The sequence below is a fragment of the Roseobacter sp. GAI101 genome (assembly GCF_000156335.1).
GTDB lineage: Bacteria > Pseudomonadota > Alphaproteobacteria > Rhodobacterales > Rhodobacteraceae > Sulfitobacter.
The window spans coordinates 1532958-1553074 of sequence record NZ_DS999213.1 but is presented as its reverse complement, the minus strand read 5'-3'; the positions used below and the strand labels follow the sequence as shown (position 1 = coordinate 1553074).

Here is a 20117-nt window from a genome sequence, read left to right as displayed (position 1 = left end):
ATATGGGGCACAGTTTTACATGGGCAGGAGGGCTTTGCGCGGCGGCGCTGGCCCTTTCGGGCTGCATGTCAGACATTGCCCGCGTGTTTGATCCAGCTGATATGGTCACCCGGATGAAGACGCCCGACGCCTCGCAGGCCGTCAAACCGACCTATGCCGAAAAAATCAGCGCTGACAGTCAGATCATCCAGGGGTTGTCGCTGCGGGCATCTGTCCTGCCTGTCGGTACCGTTTCCGATCAGGTCGCGTCGGCGGTTCTGGCCGCCAACAGCCGCACCGCCGAGGCGGAATTGCGCGCTGCGACCTTGCGGTCCGAGGCGGCCAGCAAGAACTGGTTGCCCCGGATCGGCCCGCAGGTCAGCCTGACGTCACTGGGGGCGGTTGCTGCCAATCTGGTGGTGGATCAGGTGCTGTTCGACAATGGCCGCCGCAAGGGCGAACGCGCCTTTGCCGTGGCCGACGTCGAGGTTGCTGCCGTGTCGCTGGCGCAAGACACCAACAACCGCGTGGCAACGGCGCTGAAGCTTTACACCGCCGCCGCCGAGGCGCGCGAGACTGCTGCGCTTGATCAGATGACGCTCAAGGATATGACGCATTTCGCCTGGGTGATGGGGGAACGGGTCAAGGGTGGTGTGTCCGACATGTCCGACCTCACCATCCTGCGCCAGAAACTGTCTGAAATCCGCGCCAGCCATGATGCCGCCGTTGAACGCGAGGCAACCTCGATCGCGGAGCTGAACGCCATGTCAGTCATCCCGCTGGGCGATCTGCGCGGGGTGCCTGACGTGCCGGTCACGGCGTTTTCGGGCGCGCCGTTGAACGTCGTACGGTCCGAAGCCGAAAAGACCCGCGCGATCGCCGCCGCCAAGGTCGCGCGCGCCGGTCAGTTGCCGGGCCTGTCCGCCGGTGGCACCGTCGGCGAAGGCAGCACCCTTGGGCTGCGCATCGGTTCCGATCAGTTGCTGGGCTTCGGGACGAAGGCGTCGCTTGAGGCGATCGCACAGGCTGATGAAACTGCGACCCGCAAACTGCGTCAATCGGTCGAGGATTCAAACCGCAACCTGCGCCGTCTGGAAAGGCAGATCAGCGCCAAGACACGTCAGGCCGACGAAGCCGCAACCCTTGCCGCACAAGCCAGGCGCAATCTGGACATCTTTCAGGAGCAATATGACGCGGGCCAGCGACAGGTGATGGATGTGGTCGGGGTCTATGAAACATACGCCCGCCAGCAACAGACGCAGGTCGTGCTGAAATACGATGTCGTCCGGCTGAAGATCGAGATGGCGGAACTGCAGGGCGTTCTGGCTGACGGGAGCGCGATTTGACCCGAAAGCCGACCTTTACCCTGACGATCACCAACGGCAACCAAGGCCGGACCGCGCCTGCAAACGCGCCGCAGCCAAAGGCCGACAATATCAACCGGATGGAAGACCGGCTGATGGCGCGCGCGCAGCTTGCTGCAACCTATGCCGGGCTGTTGGGAGTAGAGACAGCGGCCCGCGACGTCTACGAAACGATCGCCACCCACACCATCGAAGGCGCAAAGACCGGTCAGGAAGCCGATGCTATCGCAACGGGGCTGGAAAGCGCGGGCTTGCTGACCCAGGTCCGCCGTATAGTGGGCCTGTCAGAAGATATGTGGCCTGCGCTGGCATTTATGACATCCGGGCAGGTGCTCTTGGTGATGGGCCAGACACGGGGTGATCTGATCGTCTATGACAAAACCTGCACCGATAATCGTGCGATGGTGCCGATGGCGGATTTCCAACCGTTCTTTGCAGGCGTGATCCTGCGGGCCGAGGCATCGCTGAGGACCGTTGCGCAGATCCATCAGACCGACGGCGCGCCTGCGCATTGGTTCTGGGGCCAGTTCCCGAAATTCCGTCGCCAGCTGATAGAAGTCGCGATGGGGTCGTTTGTGGCCAACCTTCTGGCCGTCGCGGTCGCGCTGTTTTCGCTTCAGGTCTATGACCGCGTGATACCGCACCAGTCCGAAGCCACGCTTTGGGTGCTTGCCGCCGGGGCCGGGCTTGCCCTGTTGATGGAGGCATTCCTCAAGATGGCCCGCGCGCGTCTGATGGACGGGGCCGGGCGGCAGGTTGAACTGTCGGTGCAGGATATCTTGATGAAGCGGATTTTGGGCATGCGGTCGGACGCCCGCGGCCAGGCCCCGAACCAGCAGTTTTCGGCGATGCGTGAATTCGGGTCGGTCCGTGAGTTTTTCACCGCCTCCACCATCGGCACCATCGCGGACATACCGTTTATCTTTGTCTTCTTGTTTCTCGTGGCCTCGATTGCGGGCAACGTGGTGTGGGTTCTGGTCTTGGGCGGTTTGCTGATGCTGGTGCCCGGCTTTTTCCTACAGAAAAAGGCGATCCGGTTGACCCAAGAGACCCAAGGTGCCGCGACGAAAGCCTCGCGCCTGCTGCATGAGGCGATCTTTGAACGCGATACGGTAAAAACCCAGCGTGCTGAGGACCGCATCCAGCGTTTGTGGACGGAACTGAACACCCTGTCGGCCGTCAAGTCATCCGAGCAGCGCAAATTGGCGTCGTTTCTGACCTTCTGGAGCCAGGGCATCCAGCAAGCCACCTATGTCGCTGCGGTGATCACCGGCACATATCTGGTGTTTGCCGGACAGTTTACCGTCGGATCGATCATTGCCGTCGGCATCCTGACGGGGCGCACCTTGGGGCCCCTGACGCAGCTTTCGGGGACGATGGCGCGGTGGGGCAATGTCAAAGGGGCGCTGGACGGGTTGGACGGAATTGTCTCCTCTGCTCAGGATAGCGACGAGGCACGCACCTATCTGCGGCGCGAAAAGCTGCAGGGCCAGTTCGAGCTGCGCGATGTGATTTTCCGATATGAAGAGGACGGCGCACCAACGCTGGATGTCAAAGGGATGATGATCCAGCCGGGGCAGCATATCGCCGTGCTGGGGGCCAACGGGTCAGGCAAATCGTCGCTGCTAAAGCTGCTGAGCGGCCTTTATGCACCCACCGAAGGGCACATCCTGATCGACGGGACCGAGATGTCCCAGATTGAACCGCGCGACCTGCGCCGCCTGATCGGGTATCTAAGCCAGGACGTGCGTCTGTTTTCCGGCAGTCTGCGCGATAACCTGAACCTGACCATGCTTGAGCGTGACGATGACCGCCTGATGGCCGCACTTGATTTCGCAGGGCTGGGGCCTTTCGTGAGAAAGCATCACAGGGGGCTGGACCTCGAGATCAAGGATGCAGGGGCCGGCCTGTCGATCGGGCAGCGCCAATCTATCGGCTGGGCGCGGCTGTGGCTGCAAGACCCCGCCATCTGTTTGCTGGACGAACCCACCGCTGCTCTGGATCAGCAGCTTGAGGCGACATTGGTCGCGCGGTTGCAGGACTGGATGAAAGGCCGCACGGCCATCATCGCCACGCATCGCGCGCCCATTCTGGCGCTGACCGACCGTACGCTGGTCCTGCAGGATGGCCGTATGACTATTGACGGTCCAAAGGAAAAGGTTCTGGCGCATCTGGCCAGCCACAAGGGAGGTGCCGCATGAGCAGTGCCAGCACCACCCCTCTGGCCGCGCAGATGAACGCACAGTTGCGGGGGCCTTCGATGGTGGTCTGGCTGTGTGCGGCCAGCGTGTTGGTATTCCTGTTATGGGCGGCCTTTGCCTGGGTGGACGAAATCGTGCGCGCAGATGGGTCGATGATATCGTCTTCGCGCCCGCAGATCATTCAGAACCTGGAGGGGGGCATCCTGGCCGAACTTGCCGTCGGCGAAGGCGACATCGTTGAAAAAGGGGACGTGCTGGCGCGGTTGCATGCCACGCAATTCCAGTCGTCCGTCGATGAGTTGCAAGACCAGATCAGTGCCTTTGAAATCCGCCGACTGCGTCTGGAGGCCGAGATCGCAGGCCGGTCCGATCTGGTGGTGCCGGATGAATTCGCGCAACGCACGCCGGGGATCGTCGACTCTGAACGCGGGTTGTTGAAGGCGCGGCAAGCCGACTTTGTATCCCGGTCCGAGGGGGCGCAGCGGGTCTTGACGCAGGCGGCGAAAGAACGCGAATTACTAGAGAACATGCACGAGAAAAAGATCGTGTCGCTGATCGAAGTGACCCGCGCGCGCAAGATCCATGCCGATGCGCGCATCAAGCTGGACGAGATCACGACAAGTACCGACCTTGAGCGCGCGCAGGAATATTCGGACGTTCTGAAGGAACTGGCGACGTTGAAGCAGACGCTTAAATCCAGCACGGACCAGTTGAACCGCACGGTTCTGGTCAGCCCGCTGCGGGGCATCGTCAATACCCTGAGCGTGACGACCATTGGTGGCGTCGTGCGGCCGGGCGAGGAGATCTTGCAGATCATTCCGCTGGATGAAGAACTGTTCGTGGAGGCCCGCGTAAAGCCCGAAAACATCGCCGGCGTGCGTCCGGGGCAAGAGGCGACGGTCAAGCTGTCGGCCTATGACTATACGATCTATGGCACCCTCAAGGGCACCGTGACGCTGATTTCGGCAGACACGTTCAAGGATGACCGGTCCCGCGCGCCCGATGGTGACCCGCATTACAAGGTGACCTTGCAGGTTGATACCGCGCATCTGACACCGCGCCAGGCGTCGCTGCGGATCCGGCCTGGAATGCAGGCAAGTGTTGAACTGCACACGGGGTCCAAGACGATTTTGCAGTATCTGTTGAAGCCGCTGTACAAATCCAAAGAGGCGTTTCGCGAGCCTTGAGCCGCGCAATGGGGGCTGTCTGCCCCCAAACCCCCGAGGATATTTTCAAGCCAGAGAAGGTCCAGGAAACGTCAGGTCCGGGGCGTCATGCTTGGGTATCTATCCAGAGCGTGACGGGGCCGTCGTTGGTCAGGGCAACAGACATGTCAGCACCGAACTGGCCGGTTTGGGTAGGGATGTCGAGGGACTTCATGCAACCGACGAAGTGTTCGTAGAGCGCATTGGCAACGTCGGGTTTCGCGGCATAGGAAAAGCCGGGGCGGGTGCCGCGCGAGGTGTCCGCAGCCAAGGTGAACTGGCTGACGATCAGTGCACTGCCACCGGTTTGGGCAAGGCTCAGGTTCATTTTGCCCGCGTCATCCTTGAACAGGCGCAGCTTGGCGATTTTGGCGGCGAGAGATTGGGCCGTCGCTTCGGTATCGTCGGGCATGGCGCAGACGAGGATCAGCAGGCCCGCGTCGATTTTCCCGATGATGGTGCCGTCCACGGTGACGGAAGCCTGGGTAACCCGTTGCAAAAGCGCGCGCACCTCAGCAGTTCCAATCGATGATATCGGCAGGGGCGGCGCGTTCCGTGCGGAACCGGTTGATCGGGGCGTCCGTGTCGGCGTAGCCAAAGGAGATGGCGCACAGGATCAGGCGGTCATCGCCGATGTTCAACTGGTCGCGGAGCAAGGGCGCATAGGCCGCGATGGCGGCCTGGGCCACTGTGGCCACCCCAAGGGCGGTCGCGGCCAGCGTGAAGGCGGTGACAAAGCCGCCGCTGTCCATGGCACCGTAGGTCCCGAGTTCGTCCGGCGAGGTGACAATGGCCACATGGGGCGCGTCGAAGAGAGCGTAGTTGCGCAGCATCTGCGCGTGGCGGCCCTCGCGATCGGATTTGTCGATGTTCACAGCGTCGTAGAGTTGAAAACCGCAGGTGCGGCGGCGGTCGTTGTACACACCTGAGTAGCCTTTGGGCCAATCAAGATCGGGCTGCGGCGTGCTGCCTTCGGCTGCTTGCGCCAGCAGGGCTGACCGCAGGCGGTCGGTCGCGGCCCCTTTGGTGATGCTAAGCTGCCAAGGCTGGGCGTTACACCAGCTTGGGACATGCCGTGCAGCCTTGACGATGCGGGTTATCACGTCATCGGGCACAGGATCAGGCCGGAAAGCCCTGCAGGAATAACGCGATTGCAGAATTTCGGTCAGCGTATCGATCTGGGTCATTTTTGGAGCGCCATGAAATAGCCGACAACCCCTGCGACCAGCAGGCCAAGGATCACGGCAAAGGTGATTTTGATTGCAGAGTAGGGCCGTTCGCCCTGCACATTTCCGGTACGGCCATTGACCACGAAACGGTAGGTCTGGCCGCGATACTTATAGGCCGCCAGCCACACGGGCAGCAGCACATGTTTGAACGTCACATCGCTGACCTGGGTCTGGATGTTGTGGATGCGTTGGCGGTCGCCGCCGATGTCAAAGCGCACGTCGCGTTCGATCATCGCATCCATGATCTGGCGCGCCTCGGTATAACCATCCTCAAGGGTGATGGCATAGGCCTCGGCGCGGAAACCGGCGAGGTATTCAGGTGCATAGGGTTCGAGGGCGGACAGGTCCCACGGTTCTAGTGCGTCGGTGAACCGCTTGGGCAGGGATTTGGAGGCCAGCACGAGCACATCGTCAAAGAACCGCGCGACCCGCCCCGAGGCATGATTCCAGCGGACCTTGGGGACCTGTTTCTGCACGCGCTTACCATCGACCATCATGGTTTGGGTGACGTAATAGACCGTGCCCCGTTCGCCTGTGTAGGTGGACCGGGTATCGGCGTCATAGGTCCAGTAGGGCACATATATGCCCTGCATGCGCCGCCCCTTGCGGGCGTATTCCTGCAAACCGTTGGGGGCGAACCACAGGCTGCCCAGCCAGTCGGTCATCGCATCGCGGGCGATGGTTTCCGTCAGCGCAAAGGGCAGGACTGCGCGTGGCTTGATATGGCGGTTCAAACCGGTGTCGATCACCAGAGGCGTGGCGCAGAACGGGCATTCGGTCGCGTGTTTGGTGTCGTCAAATTCTATCTGCGCCGCGCAGTTGGGGCAGTTGGTGACGCGGGTTTCTTCCATTTCGGCCTGGGGCAATTCGCGCGCGATGGCGGCGCGGAAATCAAGCTCGGCGATGGGGTGGTGGGGGCGTCTGCCCGAGATCGCTTCGGTATTGCCGCAGTGATCGCAGACCAGTTGATAGGTTTCGGGATCGAACCGCAGGTCGGACCCGCAGGTATCGCAGGGAAAGCGGTGCTCCTCCTCCGGGCCGGGGGGCGGAGGGGGCGTTTTGAAGGCAGTTCTGTCAGGCATCAAGACGTCCAATGGCAGGCTTGCCCAAGACATACCGCGCAGTGGCACCCATCGCTAGGGGGGAGTTGCAAAAAGGTCAGGTCCCCGCACGCTAGAGGTAGCGGTGCAGGGCTTTGGGTACCATGATGCGCAGGGCGTTGTCCCGCAGGCGGTAGTGCCGCCAGATGTGGAACCCGGCATGCAGGGCGGCGATCAGGGCGAGGCTGTAGAATTCGATGCTGTGCAGCAGGCCCACCCAGTCATTGGCGCGCGGCATGTCCATCGGCACAGCAATCGGCACGATCCCTCCGGCCCAAAGCTGTACGGTCGAGGTGATGCCAATCAGCAACCCCGTCAGGGCGACCCCGAAGATGCCCCAGATCAACGTCTTGTGCAGGACGGGATGCAGCCGACGCGCCCATCCTGTCAGCTTGGGGCCGGGACGGCTGAGCAAGCCCTTGCGCAGATAAAGCCCTGTCCACAGCAGCGCGGTACTGACGAAAATCAGGCCCATCACCGAATGAAACCGCACGGCAACCGGGCCGATGCGGGCCACGTCGGCGGGTTGCACCAGAATGAACCACGCGAACATCGGGACCATGGCCCAATGGATCACTTTAAGAATGCTGCGATGGTTCGGACGGCGCATCTAGGCGGGCTTTCGCAAGCGTGTTCGCACCGTCTGGCGACCGGCGGTGTCATGAACCGCGCAGGCACGCGAAACTTTCAGCGTCCCATAGGTCGTGCCCGTGCAGGGCATGCCTGACACTGACGTTTGGTCCCTACTGTTGACGCTGGTCGTCAAGGCTGGCGATATGTGAACAGGTCTATACATCTGCACGCAGCCACGGCGCGGCGTCGGCCAAAGTTTCGGGCACACGCGAGGGAATGACCGTTCCGCCACGCCACGCCACGCCGTTCAGCCTGCTGGCGGCGGGGGCGGGGGCAGGACGGTGAACAACTGTGCCAGTTCGTCCACGTCGTCAGCGGTTTTCCAGCCGTCTTGCCCCGGCGTCCACACGAATGTCGCGCGCGTCAGGCTGCCATCAGCGGCCATGCGGCCCAAGGTGGCCTTGGAAAACGGACCCTTGGTTTCGCCATTCTCGGCCAGATGCCAGACCTTTTCGGGCATTGGCGGCGGGGGCGGGGCCTGAACGCCGGCGGTCGGGCGTGGGCCCCAAGGTCCTCCCTGGGCAGCGGCCTGACCGATCTGCATGCCAAGGCCCGCACCCAGACCCGCCTGCATCGCGGCCCCCGCGCCGCCATCGCGGCCAAGCGCTTCGGCGGCCTGGAACTGGGTGTATTTGTTCAGGTCTCCGATCATTCCCATCGACGACCGCTTGTCCAGCACCTCTTCTACCGCCGGGGGCAGAGAAATGTTTTCGACGTAAAGTTCAGGGATCGTCAGGCCATATTCAGCGATCGTGGCGGATATTTCGGTGCTGACCAGCTTGCCCAGTTCGCGGGTATTGGCGGCCATGTCCAAAATCGGAATTTTCGACATCGCGATGCTGCGCGAGAATTCCTGAACGATGATGTTGCGGATCTGATAGCTGATCTCGTCCATGGTAAATTCACCGTCGGTGCCGACGATCTCGGTCAGGAAGCGGGCGGCATCCGATACTTTGACCGAATAGGTGCCATAGGCGCGCAGGCGCACGGGTCCAAATTCGGGATCGCGGACGATGATAGGGTTCTTGGTGCCCCATTTCAGATCATTGAAACGGGTGGTGTTGACGAAATAGATTTCGGATTTGAACGGGCTTTTGAAGCCGTGGTCCCAATGCTGAAGCGACGTCATGATCGGCATGTTGTTGGTTTCAAGCATGTAGAGACCGGGCGTGAACACATCGGCCAGCTGTCCCTCGTGAACAAACACGGCGGCCTGACCTTCGCGGACGGTCAGCTTGGCACCGTATTTGATTTCGTGGTCCTCGCGTTCAAAGCGCCAGACCATCGTATCGCGGGTGTCATCGGTCCAGTGAATGACGTCGATGAATTGGCCGGAGAGGAAATCGAGAATACCCATGGGTGTGGTCCTTTCGGGGGCGTGGCGGCGGGGCTAGATCGGCCCGGCAGTCAGTTCGCGGGCGATGATACGGGTGATCGGGGCGGCCTGTTCGGCGCTGATCCCGGCGTGCAGGCGCGGATCGTAAAGCATCCTGAGCAGGTTTTCGTCATGGCGGGTCAGCAGCGCGAATTCGTCATCATCGTTGAAGATCGACGGGCGCGCGGTGGGGCTGTCATTGGCAAGCCCCATGCCTTGGGCCAGTTCCTCGTGGATGCAGGACAGGCGCATCAATGACGGGTTTTCGGCGCGGATCACGGCAACCGCAGCGGTATAGACGCTGGGGTCAGCCCCCCCCGCATAGGCGGCCACGATGCAATAGGTGTCGCGGCGCAGATCGCGCAGGGCGGCCAGGCTGGCCGAAGTCACGCCGGGAATGCGCTGCGCGGCTTTGACCAAGGCGGCATCGCGATCATCCTCGCCCGCGACAATCACCATGAAATTGGGCGAACCGCCGCCCACGGTGACAGGATGGCTGGTGATCCCCGCCAGCCGTCCCGCATAGGCACGGATGGCCGCCGTGTCGGTCTTCTGTTCGGATTGGGGCACGCCGTCGCCAAAGACGATTGCCATGCGCACCGGGCTTTCCCAGCGGCGCATCAAGGTCTTGTCGCCATGCCCGGTCAGGTTGGCGTTGTATTCGTTGTAAAATGCGATCTGTTCGAAATTGCGCACCAGCATATCGGCGGTATAGGGCGTGTCGGGCCCACCGCCATCCCGCCGCAACAATCCGGAGCCAAGCTGCGCCTGCTGGATCTGGTTGAAATAACTGCGCAGTTTGGCGCTTGCCTCGGAGGTCGGCTTGGCCACCACAGGGGCAGGCAGGGCGGCAGGTGTGGGACGGGCGATGGGTTTCAATGTGGGGGTCACAGGGGGCGCGACACAGGCAGAAAGAAGGGCCAGAGCCGCCCCTGCCATCATGCACCGCCTGTCTTGAAGAAATCCAAAGCTCATCCCGATGCACCCAAACTTCAGCTGGCTGTTGCCGCTGTTTTCGGCGCACTGGCCGCCGCAAGTGTATCGCGCAGCTTGCCTTCCATCTCTTGCAGGTCCTTTTCGGCCAAGGCACGGCGCGCCTTGCCTTCGTCGGCGATCTGAAGCGATTCCTCGATGGTGCCGATCAGATCCGCATTGGCCTGTTTGACGGCTTCAATGTCGAATACCCCGCGTTCCATTTCGGTGCGGATGATCTTGTTGCTTTCGCGCAGGTTCTTCGCATTCGAGGTCAGCAGTTCATTGGTCAGATCATTGGCCTCGCGCACGGCAACGGCGGCTTCGGCGCTGCGCTGGATCGTGACAGCCTGTGCCAGTTGGGTTTCCCACAGCGGGACGGTGTTCACGAGGGTCGAATTGATCTTTGTGACCAGGGATTTGTCGTTTTCCTGAACCAGCCGGATCGACGGCAGAGATTGCATTGTGACCTGACGGGTCAGTTTCAGATCATGCACCCGGCGTTCCAGATCATCGCGGGCGGCGCGCATGTCGCGCAATTCCTGGGCAAGGATCACCTGGTCATCTTCGGGCGCTGCCGCGACCGCAGCATCCTTGGTGGGGATCGACGTGGTATCCAGATCGGCCAACTTGGCCTCGCCCGCAGCGATATAGAGCGCAAGTTCATCGTAGAATTGCAGCGTCTTTTCGTAGAGCATATCCAGCGATTTGATGTCTTTCAGCAGCGTGTGTTCATGGTTCAGCAATTCACCGGTGACGTGATCGATCTGCGCCTGCACCTTTTCGAACTTGGCAGTGAATTGGGCAAAGGGGGCAGCCCGGCCCAGCAGGCGTTCCCACCAACTGCGTTCGCGGCGCACGTCCAGTTCAGACACCGAAAAGCCACGGATCGTGGTGACGATGTCGCGCAGGCTGTCACCGGCGGGGCCGACATCCTTGTTGCGCACGTCCTGCAACATCGCCTGACTGATTTCCTGCAGCTCCGCCTGCGCAGCAGAGCCGAAACCGATGATGGACTGGGTATCCTCCATGTCGATCTCGGCCATGCGGCTTTTGATTTCCGCGCTCATCGGGGCATCGGCCTTGTCCAGGGCGATGACGGCATCGGCAGGCGCAGGTTGCGGCAGCACGAAAGTGGTGACCTCATCGACCAGGGCGACGGATTGCGATGCTTTTTCACGGACGGTATCAGACATGGTTCGTGTGTTCCTGTTCTAGGGGAGGGCGGGTCACTTCAGACGCACACCTTCTTGGGAAAGCCGCTCGCGCAGCACGTCAATTTCGATGGTCAGGTCGGTCTTGTCATCCAATAGCGATTTCTGTGTGCGCGCGGCAAAGTTTTTGTCCAGGTCCTCCAGCAAGGCCAGATAATCGGCTTTTGCCTGCGGATCGTGCGTGTTGGCGAAAATATCGGCGAACTTGATCGTCGCGTCACGTGCGCCACGCAGGTAGACCGACAGATATTTGCGCGCGCCGGTCAGGTCGCGCGGATCTTCTTCGACGGTGCGGATCAGGGTGCGGGCGGTGGTCTGGAACTGTGTCAGGCGCTCTGCCGCTTGGCGGTCGCGCGTGCGCGCCATCGCGGCGCTCATCGCGGTCAGGTGCTTTTCAGCCTCGTCTACGACACGGGCGACACGGTCCTTTTGAAAGCTGTCGACGCCCTCCATCCCCTTTGAGGTAAGCGGATCTATGCCGAAGGCCGACACATGCAGGCCGACAGCCGCGGCACCATAAAGCACGGCCGCAATCATGCTTGGGTCGTTCTTGTAAGCGGCGAGCGCCACGCCGATCCCGGTCAGGGCGCTGGCCATTATCTTGCGCGGCAGGGCAGGGCGTTCGGCCACCTTGCGCGCGCGGTAGGCTGCTTCGGCCTTCACGCCTTCGCGCAGCATCCATGCGGCACTGGTCAAAGCGGCAGCCGCGACCAGCCCAAGGGCCAGCCCCTGCGCCCCATCATTCAGCGACGTGAAAACAAGGATGATGGCAGGGATGAACAGCAGGTTCGACCGCGCGCCGACTGGATCAACCTCAATCCTTTTTGCGCGGGTGGCATGCGGCGTCTCACCGCCCTGACTGTACTTTCCGCCGAACCGCTGCGCCATCAGAGGCCCCCCAGCCAGCCAGTTGCGACGCCAAACAGCAGCACGAGCAAGGCCGCGTAGGTGATCTTTTGAAATGGTGTGGGTGCCATAAGGCCCTCTTTGGTTTGTCCGTCAGCGGGTCTTAGCATCTGTTGCACCACGTCCATGCTGCGCGCCACAAGTGTTGTCAAAGCGAAAACAATAACAACCAGCAGCGTCAAAAGAACGATAAATAGAAACAGTCGGCCCATCTGAATTTTCCCTCTTCACCACATATAGGGGCTCTGTCCCGGTGCCGCTAGGGATTATGCGGCAAGGCAGCGAGGAGCCTTGCCGATAATGGACACATTCAGGGTTTGCGTGTGCTTTTCACACGGGTCCCGAATTTGCGCGGGCCGGGGGCATCCGACGGCGGGCGGGGGGCCTTGGACTTGCCATAGCCGGGCTTGGGCTTGCCGGGAATAACCTTGCCGGTTGCGGTCTTTTCGCCCGGTTCCTTGGGCAGGCCTGGACGGCCGGGGCCGGGAGCACCGGGTTTGCGCGGCTTGCGCTTGACGATGTGGCTGGGCTTTTTCTTGACGGCAGTGCCGGTGTTGTCCTCGATCTCGATGCCCAACTGGTCGCGCACGACCTTGCGCTTGAGCTCTTCGACCTCGCCGGGCTTCAACTCTCCCAACTGGAAGGGGCCGTAGCTGGTGCGGATCAGCCGGTTGACCGACAGGTTCACCGCCTCCATCGCGCGGCGGATTTCGCGGTTCTTGCCTTCGCGCAGACCGACTGTCAGCCAGGCGTTCGCGCCTTGCTGGCGGTCCAGCGTCACGGTCATAGGCTGGAATTCTTCGCCATCGACGGTGATCCCACGGCGCAACGGTTCCAGCACCTCGTCCGAGGGGCGGCCATTCACGCGCACGCGGTACCGGCGCAGCCATCCGTTCGAGGGTAGTTCCAGCTTGCGCTTCACGTCGCCGTCATTGGTCAGCAGCAGCAACCCTTCGGAGTTCAAATCAAGCCGTCCGATGCTCATCACGCGGGGCATGTCCTCGGGAAGGTCATCGAAAATGGTGCCACGGCCTTTTTCATCGCGATTCGTCGTCACCAGGCCGGTGGGCTTGTGATACAGCCACATGCGCGGTGGTTCGGGATCGCCGACAGGTTTGCCATCGACGGTGATATTGTCGGCGGCCGTCACGTTCAACGCGGGCGAATCGATCTGGACACCGTTGACGCGCACGCGGCCCGCTTCGATCATGCGTTCGGCCTCGCGACGGCTGGCAAGCCCTGCGCGCGACAGGACTTTGGCGATGCGATCACCGGGAGGGGTGTCGGTTTTGGGCGGCTGTGTGGGGTTTTCCTGGCTCATGTATCAGCGCTTACCCTGTTTCAAACGCTTGCGAAAGGGTGCCGTTTGCGCCCATGTGGTGCCATGGTTTTTACGTCCTTCATGAATATCGCCCTCGAAGAGGCCCGCGATGCCGCTGAGCGCGGCGAAGTGCCGGTGGGCGCGGCCGTCGTTTCCCCCCAAGGGCAGGTCGTCGCGCGGTCGGGCAACCGCACCCGCGAGCTGAACGATCCGACGGCCCATGCCGAGGTGCTGGCGATCCGCGCGGCCTGCGCGGCAGCGGGGTCGGAACGTTTGGGGGGATATGCGCTGTATGTCACGTTGGAACCTTGCGCGATGTGTGCCGGGGCTATTTCAGCAGCGCGGGTGGCGACCCTGTATTACGGGGCCTCCGACCCGAAATCCGGCGGGGTGGCGCAGGGCGCGCGGGTGTTTTCCCATCCGCAGTGCCACCATGTGCCCGAGGTTTATGACGGCATTGCGACCGCACAGGCCGAGGTGTTGCTGAAAGATTTTTTCGGAGGAAAAAGAAAGGGGTAGGGCAAGATGGCAAACCAGGACGCGCTGAGCCTTTTTGTACGTGACGCCTTGGTTGCGGGCAAAACCCGGGCCGAAATCTCTGCCGCACTGGCCCGCGCAGGCTGGAGCGTCAGCGAAGTTCACGATGCTTTGGGAGCATGGGACGAGACGCCGTTTTCGCCCCCGATCCCGCGTCCGGTGGCGACCGTGTCGGCGCGCGATTTCTTTGTCTATACGCTGACCTTCGGGCTGCTGCTGGCGGGCGCGATCAACTTGGTGCTGGTGCTGCAGGCGCTGGTTGATCTGGCCTTTGCCGAGGAAAACTATGGCGCGACACGGCAGATTCGCTGGGGCGTGTCGGTGCTGATCGTGACGGCACCGCTGTATCTGTGGTTGACGCTGCGCGAGCGGGGCAGGCTGGCGCAGGATCCTGCATTGTATCGGTCCGCCATGCGCAAATGGCTGACGTATATTGCGCTGCTGCTGGCCGCGATGACCCTGCTGGGGGATCTGATTGCGACGGTCTTTGCCTTGCTGACAGGGGATTTGACGGGGCAATTCCTGATCAAGGCGCTGATTGTCATGATCGTCGCGGGGGGCATATTCTTGTTTTACGTCGACGATATCCGGCGCGGAGATCAGGAATGAACCGGATTTTGCTGATCGGCTTTTGCGCCCTGATCGCTGCGGCCATCGGCGGCGGTCTGTGGGTCGTCGGCAGCCCGAAACACGCACGCCTGCAAAAACTGGACGATCAGCGGCTTGAGGATCTTGTCGGCTGGCGCAACCGCTTACGCTGTTTCGATCACAAAGAGGTGCTTCCCGAAAGTCTGGCAGACGCTGGGATTTGCCCTGGTTCATCGGGTTTCGCGACCGATACGCCGTCTGCGACCGACCCTGCGACCGGTGTTCCATACGTCTACAACCGCCTGAACGACAACGACTTTGAGGTTTGCGTCACGCTGGCGCTGGACCCCAAAGGGTCGCGCGGTAGAGGTAGAATTGCCCTGCGCACGGACATGCAGTTGCGCGCAGGGAATGTTGTTTGTCTGACCGGCAAGATCGCGCCGAAACGCTAGATCTTGATCGGTTTCATCAGTTCGGGTTCAATCACATTGACGCCGGGCAGGCCGTCGACAAGCGCCTTGGCAGATTGCTCGAGCGCCGGGAATGTCCGGTAGTGGCCCGGGATCACCGTCTTGAAGTCAAAGTATTTTTTGGAGGCATAGGCCGCCTGTGCCATGTCCATCGTGTAATGGCCGCCCGCGCTTAGGATGCCGATATCGGGTTTGTAGTAATCCCCCATCCATTCCATGTCCGCCATGATCCCGGTGTCGCCCGAAACATAGATCGTATGACCTTCGCCCGAGATCATGAAACCGGTTTCGGCCCCCATGTAGATCGGTCCGCTGTCTCCGCTCACCGACGAGGAATGCGACGCAGGGACCATGGACACCGCGACCTTGCCGCATTTGATGGTGCCGCCCTTGTTGAAGCCTGTGGTGTTCTGCACGCCCTGGGCATCGAAATAGCCCATCAGTTCGACCATGCCGGCGACGGGGGCACCGGTTTTTTCCGCCACCATGATCAGGTCCTGGGTGTGGTCGAAATGGCCATGGGTGATCAGAATTTGCGTGGCACCTTCCAGCGCCGGGGCATGGTGTTCGTCCCCCAGCATCGGGTTGCCCGTCAACCAGGGGTCGATCAACAACACCTGATCTTCGATTTCGATGCGAAAGCTGCCGTGGCCGAGCCAGATAATGTTCATTTTGGGTCTCCCTTGGGTAAATCTGAACGAGAGCTTAGCCCATGTTGCCGCTTTGGGGAGCCTCCGGCGGGAGTTTATTTGGCAAAATGAAGCCGGGGCAGGGTGTTTGGGGCGCTAACGTCCAGCCCAGACTTGCAGGGGGCAGCGGGGGGCGGTAAACGGCTGCCAAAGAGATAAGGAGCGCCCATGTCCATTGACGAGACCACAGCCGCACGGGTGGCCAAACTGGCCCGTATCAAGGTTGACCCCGCCGCGTTGCCGGCACTTGCGCAAGAGTTCAACAACATCCTCGGTTTCATCGAGCAGTTGAATGAGGTCGATGTCGAGGGGGTCGAGCCGATGACGTCCGTGACGCCTCAGGTGCTGAAGCAGCGCGACGACGTGGTGCGGGACGGTGGCCAGCAAGACAAGATATTGGCGAATGCGCCCGATGCGCGCGAGGGATTTTTTGCGGTGCCGAAGGTGGTGGAATAATGGCTGATCTGAACAAACTGAGCCTGGCCGAGGCGCGCGATGCGCTGCGCAAGGGCGATGTATCGTCGGCTGAACTGACTGGCGCATGCCTGACCGAGATCGAAGGTGCGGGCGCGTTGAACGCATTTGTACATCACACCGGTGATCTGGCGATGGATCAGGCAAAAGCCGCTGACGAGCGGATCAAGGCGGGCGACGCGCCTGCCATGTGCGGTCTGCCGATCGGCATCAAGGATCTGTTCTGCACCAAGAACGTGCCGTCACAAGCAGGGTCGCGCATCCTCGAGGGCTTCTTGCCGCAGTACGAGAGCACTGTGTCGCAGAACCTGTTTGATGCGGGCGCAGTGATGTTGGGCAAGCTCAACATGGATGAATTTGCCATGGGGTCGTCGAACGAGACATCCGTTTATGGCAATGCCGTGAACCCGTGGCGGCGGGCCGGCGATGATGCGCAGCTGACGCCGGGCGGGTCCTCGGGCGGTTCCGCGGCAGCGGTTGCTGCTGATCTGTGTCTGGCGGCGACCGGGACGGATACGGGCGGGTCGATCCGACAGCCTGCGGCCTTTACGGGCACCGTGGGGATCAAGCCGACCTATGGCCGGTGTTCGCGTTGGGGTGTGGTGGCATTCGCGTCATCGCTGGATCAGGCCGGACCGATGACCAAGACCGTGCGTGATGCGGCGATCATGCTGGGGGCGATGGCCGGATATGACGCCAAGGACAGCACATCGGCCGATCTGGCGGTGCCCGATTTCGAGGCGGCGCTGACCGGCGACATTCGCGGCAAAAAGATCGGTATCCCGCGGGAATACCGCATGGACGGGATGCCCGAAGAGATCAACACGCTATGGCAGGACGGCATTGCAATGATGCGCGATGCAGGGGCCGAGATTGTCGATATTTCCCTGCCGCACACCAAATACGCCCTTCCGGCCTATTACGTGATCGCTCCGGCCGAGGCGTCTTCGAACCTTGCCCGCTATGACGGTGTACGTTATGGCCACCGCGCCAAGCTGGACCACGGCGATGGCATCACCGAAATGTACGAGAAGACCCGCGCCGAAGGGTTCGGCCCCGAGGTGCAGCGCCGTGTGATGATCGGGACCTATGTGCTAAGCGCCGGTTTTTACGACGCCTATTACAACCGCGCCCGTAAGGTGCGCACCCTGATCAAGAAGGATTTCGAGGATGTTTTCGCAAGCGGGGTCGATAGCATCCTGACGCCGGCGACGCCTTCGGCTGCCTTCGGGTTGGGCGAAATGACGGACGCTGATCCGGTCGCAATGTATCTGAACGACGTCTTCACCGTGACCGTCAACCTTGCCGGACTTCCCGGTATCGCGCTGCCAACAGGCACCAACGCGCAAGGCCTGCCCTTGGGGCTGCAACTGATCGGACGGCCATGGGAAGAGGCGGATCTGCTGTCTACCGCCTATGCGCTCGAGAAGGCGGCAGGGTTTGTAGCCAAGCCCGCGAAATGGTGGTAAAAGACCGAAAATAGTGCAGTGCAGATAAAAAAGCAGGTTCAATGATCATACGTTTCTCTCTTGTTGCAGCCTTGGGCGTGGCCCTGTCTGCCTGCCAGCCCGCGATCCCCGACAGCGGGCGCGGCGTCGGGTTCAATGACAGCTTTCAAGCAGGCCAAGCCCAACGCGATGCTGCCTTGGCTGGCGGATCATCTGCATCTTCGCTGCCCGCGCCTGCGGCAGTGACGGCGGAACCTCTTACGCCCGGCGACGGCTCGGCCGAAGCGACAGCGGCGGAAACGGCGCGAATTCTGGATGCCACACGCCCCGGCGGGCTGGGCAATGACGCGGCAACCAATTCCGGGATCGAACCCGTCAATGCCAGCCCGTCAAACCCGGCCCCGCCGGTGCTGAACGCGGCAGGCATGTCGCAGGAAAACAGTTTTGACGCCGTTTCGGGCGAACGCAGTATCGAAGGCGACGCCGCACGGATCGCCGCAAACCGCGCACAATACCGCGTCGTCCAACCCGAAGCATTGCCGGACCGCGCCGATGCGGGGCCTAATATCGTCGCCTATGCCCTGCAGAACACGCACGCCGTGGGGACAAAAATTTACACACGCCGTGGCTTTAACAAAGAGCGCAAATATGCGCGCGCCTGTGGCGAGTACAGTCATCCGGACCAGGCCCAGATCGCCTTTCTCAGCAATGGCGGTCCACAACGTGACCGCGCGGGTATGGACCCAGATGGCGACGGCTTCGCCTGCACCTGGGACCCGACCCCCTTCCGCAAGCGCGTTGACGGCTAAAACGGGATGGTCACGGACGTGATCCAACACCCGTCACCGAATTTTGGGCCGCGCCGTGATGGGCTGCGGCCCTCTTTCATTGTGGTCCACTACACCGCGATGGACAATGCCGCAGCAGCGCTTGATCGGCTGTGTGATACGCAAGCCGAGGTTTCTGCACACTATCTGATCTCGGCAAAGGGCGAAGTGACACAGATGGTCGCAGAGGACATGCGCGCGTGGCACGCGGGGCAGGGTGAATGGGCCGGACTGAAGGATATCAATTCCCGTTCTATCGGGATCGAATTGGACAATCGTGGCACACACCCGTTCTCTGAACCTCAGATGTCCGCACTCGAAACGCTTTTGCGCGAGATCATGGACCGCTGGGATATTTCGCCTGCGGGCGTGATCGGCCATTCGGACATGGCACCGGGGCGCAAGACGGACCCGGGACCCAAATTTGACTGGGCCCGACTCGCACGGCAAGGTCTGGCTTCACTTGGTCAAACCGCAAAGGGCGCACCGGAAGCACGCCCTGACAGCTACATGGCTGCCGCCAGACAGGCTGGCTTTACGGCTGATGCAGACTTCGACACTTTGCTGCAGGCAACCCGCCTGCGCTTTGCACCGTGGCGCACAGGGCCGCTATGCGCCGCAGACCTGAACCTCTGCCACGTCCTTTGTTCCAAATGGAAATAAATCCCCGCCGGAGGCTTCGCCGGTTCGAAACAGATTGACCCCGCACGTTTTTACCCGCTAGGGCTGCGGCGCGCGGAAGGCTGGATGGCCGCGGGCCGGTAACACGGTTCGAGGAAAGTCCGGACTCCCAGAAGAAACGGTGCCGGGTAACGCCCGGGCGGGGTAACCCGACGGACAGCGCCACAGAAAACAGACCGCCTCTCCGGCGGGTCGGGCAACCGATACCACCGGGGCGGTAAGGGTGAAACGGTGCGGTAAGAGCGCACCGCGGGGGTGGTAACACCGCCGGCATGGCAAGCCCCACCGGGAGCAATGCCAAATAGGGACCGCGCGCCGCGCCTGGAGACAGGCAAGGCGGGGCATCTTCAGCCCCAGCAGGTCCGGGTTGGCAGCTATAGCCCTGCAGGTAACTGCAGGGTCAGAGGAATGGTCATCCCCTGTCGCAAGGCAGGGACAAAATCCGGCTTACAGGCTTTCCGCGCACCCTTTCCGGCCTGCATCGGAATTTTTCGAAAATTCCGGACCGGAAAATTCGAATTTTCCGCCTCCTTTCCGCTGACGTCGGGAAATAGCGGTTGACTCGGGCGCAGGCGTGACTAGAACCCAAATCTCAGGATTTCACGAGTACGGGGTCGATTAGCGGTCCGCTCGTTGTTGCAGGAGAACGACTATGGCGAAGCCAACCACGATCAAGATCCGTCTGAACTCGTCCGCGGGCACAGGCCATTTCTACGTTACGAAGAAAAACGCGCGTACCATGACCGAAAAAATGGTCATCAAAAAGTACGACCCCGTTATTCGGAAGCACGTCGAATACAAAGAAGGCAAGATCAAGTAAGATCTTCCGATCTTTTTGAACGCAAGACCGCGCCCTTGTGTGCGGTCTTTTGCGTTTCTAATACCTGATTCTCTGATGCCTTTT

The 20117-nt window shown here is 61.4% G+C and carries 22 protein-coding genes and 1 other RNA gene; 12 read left to right on the top strand and 11 right to left on the bottom strand.

What is annotated here, in order from left to right; all coding sequences use genetic code 11:
• Positions 1–2: 2 nt before the first annotated feature.
• From RGAI101_RS07320 to RGAI101_RS07310, 3 genes are read left to right on the top strand one after another with little or no spacing between them, the layout of a single operon-like run.
• Positions 3–1325, top strand: coding sequence for a TolC family protein (locus tag RGAI101_RS07320; RefSeq protein WP_008225905.1), 1323 nt, complete (start codon positions 3–5; stop codon positions 1323–1325).
• A complete protein-coding gene (locus RGAI101_RS07315; protein WP_008225109.1) occupies positions 1322–3544 on the top strand; it encodes an ATP-binding cassette domain-containing protein in 2223 nt (740 codons plus the stop codon). The genes RGAI101_RS07320 and RGAI101_RS07315 overlap by 4 nt, the downstream gene beginning before the upstream one ends.
• Positions 3541–4731 carry an HlyD family efflux transporter periplasmic adaptor subunit gene (locus RGAI101_RS07310; protein WP_008227985.1) on the top strand — a complete coding sequence of 397 codons (1191 nt, stop codon included), beginning with the start codon at positions 3541–3543 and terminating at the stop codon, positions 4729–4731. The genes RGAI101_RS07315 and RGAI101_RS07310 overlap by 4 nt, the downstream gene beginning before the upstream one ends.
• An 85-nt stretch (positions 4732–4816) precedes the next feature.
• Here the strand turns inward: RGAI101_RS07310 and dtd are convergent, their stop codons facing one another.
• From dtd to RGAI101_RS07260, 10 genes are all read right to left on the bottom strand, one after another.
• Positions 4817–5260 (bottom strand): D-aminoacyl-tRNA deacylase, encoded by a 444-nt coding sequence (dtd, locus tag RGAI101_RS07305; protein WP_008226700.1) that lies wholly within the window; start codon positions 5258–5260, stop codon positions 4817–4819.
• Position 5261: 1 nt separating this feature from the next.
• Positions 5262–5936: a nitroreductase gene (locus RGAI101_RS07300; protein ID WP_008227104.1), complete on the bottom strand. Its 675-nt coding sequence runs from the start codon at positions 5934–5936 to the stop codon at positions 5262–5264.
• The gene (locus RGAI101_RS07295; RefSeq protein WP_037229211.1) at positions 5933–7060 is read right to left on the bottom strand and encodes a TFIIB-type zinc finger domain-containing protein; all 1128 of its coding nucleotides are present in this window, start codon (positions 7058–7060) and stop codon (positions 5933–5935) included. Before RGAI101_RS07295 ends, RGAI101_RS07300 begins: the two co-directional genes overlap by 4 nt.
• Positions 7061–7151: 91 nt before the next feature.
• The gene (locus RGAI101_RS07290) at positions 7152–7688 is read right to left on the bottom strand and encodes a cytochrome b/b6 domain-containing protein (RefSeq protein WP_008229406.1); all 537 of its coding nucleotides are present in this window, start codon (positions 7686–7688) and stop codon (positions 7152–7154) included.
• 270 nt (positions 7689–7958) lie between these two features.
• Entirely contained in the window at positions 7959–9068 is a 1110-nt protein-coding gene (locus tag RGAI101_RS07285) for an SPFH domain-containing protein (RefSeq protein WP_008229130.1), read from the bottom strand.
• Between the two features lie 33 nt (positions 9069–9101).
• On the bottom strand, positions 9102–10061 hold the full coding sequence (locus RGAI101_RS07280) for a DUF2927 domain-containing protein (RefSeq protein WP_254655253.1): 960 nt from the start codon (positions 10059–10061) through the stop codon (positions 9102–9104).
• Positions 10062–10078: 17 nt separating this feature from the next.
• Complete coding sequence (locus RGAI101_RS07275) at positions 10079–11254, bottom strand: toxic anion resistance protein (protein ID WP_008228943.1); 1176 nt, start codon at positions 11252–11254, stop codon at positions 10079–10081.
• A 33-nt stretch (positions 11255–11287) separates the two neighbouring features.
• Positions 11288–12160, bottom strand: coding sequence for a 5-bromo-4-chloroindolyl phosphate hydrolysis family protein (locus RGAI101_RS07270; RefSeq protein WP_008226937.1), 873 nt, complete (start codon positions 12158–12160; stop codon positions 11288–11290).
• Positions 12160–12390, bottom strand: a complete 231-nt coding sequence (locus tag RGAI101_RS07265) for a hypothetical protein (RefSeq protein WP_008225576.1) — start codon at positions 12388–12390, stop codon at positions 12160–12162. Before RGAI101_RS07265 ends, RGAI101_RS07270 begins: the two co-directional genes overlap by 1 nt.
• Positions 12391–12488: 98 nt before the next feature.
• On the bottom strand, positions 12489–13499 hold the full coding sequence (locus tag RGAI101_RS07260) for a pseudouridine synthase (RefSeq protein ID WP_008226139.1): 1011 nt from the start codon (positions 13497–13499) through the stop codon (positions 12489–12491).
• A gap of 63 nt (positions 13500–13562) precedes the next feature.
• Here RGAI101_RS07260 and RGAI101_RS07255 point away from each other — a divergent pair, with 63 nt between their 5' ends.
• From RGAI101_RS07255 to RGAI101_RS07245, 3 genes are read left to right on the top strand one after another with little or no spacing between them, the layout of a single operon-like run.
• Positions 13563–14018 carry a nucleoside deaminase gene (locus tag RGAI101_RS07255; RefSeq protein ID WP_008228251.1) on the top strand — a complete coding sequence of 152 codons (456 nt, stop codon included), beginning with the start codon at positions 13563–13565 and terminating at the stop codon, positions 14016–14018.
• A gap of 6 nt (positions 14019–14024) precedes the next feature.
• Positions 14025–14645, top strand: coding sequence for a DUF5671 domain-containing protein (locus RGAI101_RS07250; protein ID WP_037227653.1), 621 nt, complete (start codon positions 14025–14027; stop codon positions 14643–14645).
• The gene (locus tag RGAI101_RS07245) at positions 14642–15076 is read left to right on the top strand and encodes a hypothetical protein (protein ID WP_008226585.1); all 435 of its coding nucleotides are present in this window, start codon (positions 14642–14644) and stop codon (positions 15074–15076) included. Before RGAI101_RS07250 ends, RGAI101_RS07245 begins: the two co-directional genes overlap by 4 nt.
• Here RGAI101_RS07245 and RGAI101_RS07240 read toward each other — a convergent pair.
• A complete protein-coding gene (locus RGAI101_RS07240; RefSeq protein ID WP_008227190.1) occupies positions 15073–15765 on the bottom strand; it encodes a metal-dependent hydrolase in 693 nt (230 codons plus the stop codon). The genes RGAI101_RS07245 and RGAI101_RS07240 overlap by 4 nt on opposite strands.
• Before the next feature lie 186 nt (positions 15766–15951).
• On the opposite strand from RGAI101_RS07240, the gene gatC reads away from it, so the two are divergent.
• The 6 genes from gatC to rpmG all read left to right on the top strand — a co-directional run bounded on the left by gatC (position 15952) and on the right by rpmG (position 20033).
• Positions 15952–16239: an Asp-tRNA(Asn)/Glu-tRNA(Gln) amidotransferase subunit GatC gene (gene gatC, locus RGAI101_RS07235; RefSeq protein WP_008225987.1), complete on the top strand. Its 288-nt coding sequence runs from the start codon at positions 15952–15954 to the stop codon at positions 16237–16239.
• Positions 16239–17726: an Asp-tRNA(Asn)/Glu-tRNA(Gln) amidotransferase subunit GatA gene (gene gatA / locus RGAI101_RS07230; RefSeq protein WP_008226490.1), complete on the top strand. Its 1488-nt coding sequence runs from the start codon at positions 16239–16241 to the stop codon at positions 17724–17726. The genes gatC and gatA overlap by 1 nt, the downstream gene beginning before the upstream one ends.
• A gap of 41 nt (positions 17727–17767) precedes the next feature.
• The gene (locus RGAI101_RS07225) at positions 17768–18514 is read left to right on the top strand and encodes a hypothetical protein (protein ID WP_008226779.1); all 747 of its coding nucleotides are present in this window, start codon (positions 17768–17770) and stop codon (positions 18512–18514) included.
• A gap of 6 nt (positions 18515–18520) precedes the next feature.
• Positions 18521–19195, top strand: a complete 675-nt coding sequence (locus RGAI101_RS07220) for an N-acetylmuramoyl-L-alanine amidase (RefSeq protein ID WP_008227227.1) — start codon at positions 18521–18523, stop codon at positions 19193–19195.
• Between the two features lie 72 nt (positions 19196–19267).
• An RNA gene (gene rnpB, locus RGAI101_RS21335) (RNase P RNA component class A) lies at positions 19268–19679 on the top strand.
• Between the two features lie 186 nt (positions 19680–19865).
• Positions 19866–20033 carry a 50S ribosomal protein L33 gene (gene rpmG, locus RGAI101_RS07215; protein WP_005852281.1) on the top strand — a complete coding sequence of 56 codons (168 nt, stop codon included), beginning with the start codon at positions 19866–19868 and terminating at the stop codon, positions 20031–20033.
• The last annotated feature ends 84 nt before the right edge of the window (positions 20034–20117 follow it).

Bases quoted from the DNA above. Each gene is read 5' to 3' on its own strand.
- RGAI101_RS07250 (WP_037227653.1), top strand. From the start codon at position 14,025: ATGGCAAACCAGGACGCGCTGAGCCTTTTTGTACGTGACGCCTTGGTT.
- RGAI101_RS07220 (WP_008227227.1), top strand. From the start codon at position 18,521: ATGGTCACGGACGTGATCCAACACCCGTCACCGAATTTTGGGCCGCGC.
- RGAI101_RS07275 (WP_008228943.1), bottom strand. From the start codon at position 11,254: ATGTCTGATACCGTCCGTGAAAAAGCATCGCAATCCGTCGCCCTGGTC.
- RGAI101_RS07240 (WP_008227190.1), bottom strand. From the start codon at position 15,765: ATGAACATTATCTGGCTCGGCCACGGCAGCTTTCGCATCGAAATCGAA.
- gatC (WP_008225987.1), top strand. From the start codon at position 15,952: ATGTCCATTGACGAGACCACAGCCGCACGGGTGGCCAAACTGGCCCGT.
- RGAI101_RS07255 (WP_008228251.1), top strand. From the start codon at position 13,563: ATGGTTTTTACGTCCTTCATGAATATCGCCCTCGAAGAGGCCCGCGAT.
- RGAI101_RS07295 (WP_037229211.1), bottom strand. From the start codon at position 7,060: ATGCCTGACAGAACTGCCTTCAAAACGCCCCCTCCGCCCCCCGGCCCG.
- RGAI101_RS07265 (WP_008225576.1), bottom strand. From the start codon at position 12,390: ATGGGCCGACTGTTTCTATTTATCGTTCTTTTGACGCTGCTGGTTGTT.
- gatA (WP_008226490.1), top strand. From the start codon at position 16,239: ATGGCTGATCTGAACAAACTGAGCCTGGCCGAGGCGCGCGATGCGCTG.
- RGAI101_RS07225 (WP_008226779.1), top strand. From the start codon at position 17,768: ATGATCATACGTTTCTCTCTTGTTGCAGCCTTGGGCGTGGCCCTGTCT.
- RGAI101_RS07290 (WP_008229406.1), bottom strand. From the start codon at position 7,688: ATGCGCCGTCCGAACCATCGCAGCATTCTTAAAGTGATCCATTGGGCC.
- RGAI101_RS07320 (WP_008225905.1), top strand. From the start codon at position 3: ATGGGGCACAGTTTTACATGGGCAGGAGGGCTTTGCGCGGCGGCGCTG.
- RGAI101_RS07260 (WP_008226139.1), bottom strand. From the start codon at position 13,499: ATGAGCCAGGAAAACCCCACACAGCCGCCCAAAACCGACACCCCTCCC.
- rpmG (WP_005852281.1), top strand. From the start codon at position 19,866: ATGGCGAAGCCAACCACGATCAAGATCCGTCTGAACTCGTCCGCGGGC.
- RGAI101_RS07300 (WP_008227104.1), bottom strand. From the start codon at position 5,936: ATGACCCAGATCGATACGCTGACCGAAATTCTGCAATCGCGTTATTCC.
- RGAI101_RS07270 (WP_008226937.1), bottom strand. From the start codon at position 12,160: ATGGCGCAGCGGTTCGGCGGAAAGTACAGTCAGGGCGGTGAGACGCCG.
- RGAI101_RS07280 (WP_254655253.1), bottom strand. From the start codon at position 10,061: ATGAGCTTTGGATTTCTTCAAGACAGGCGGTGCATGATGGCAGGGGCG.
- RGAI101_RS07245 (WP_008226585.1), top strand. From the start codon at position 14,642: ATGAACCGGATTTTGCTGATCGGCTTTTGCGCCCTGATCGCTGCGGCC.
- RGAI101_RS07310 (WP_008227985.1), top strand. From the start codon at position 3,541: ATGAGCAGTGCCAGCACCACCCCTCTGGCCGCGCAGATGAACGCACAG.
- RGAI101_RS07285 (WP_008229130.1), bottom strand. From the start codon at position 9,068: ATGGGTATTCTCGATTTCCTCTCCGGCCAATTCATCGACGTCATTCAC.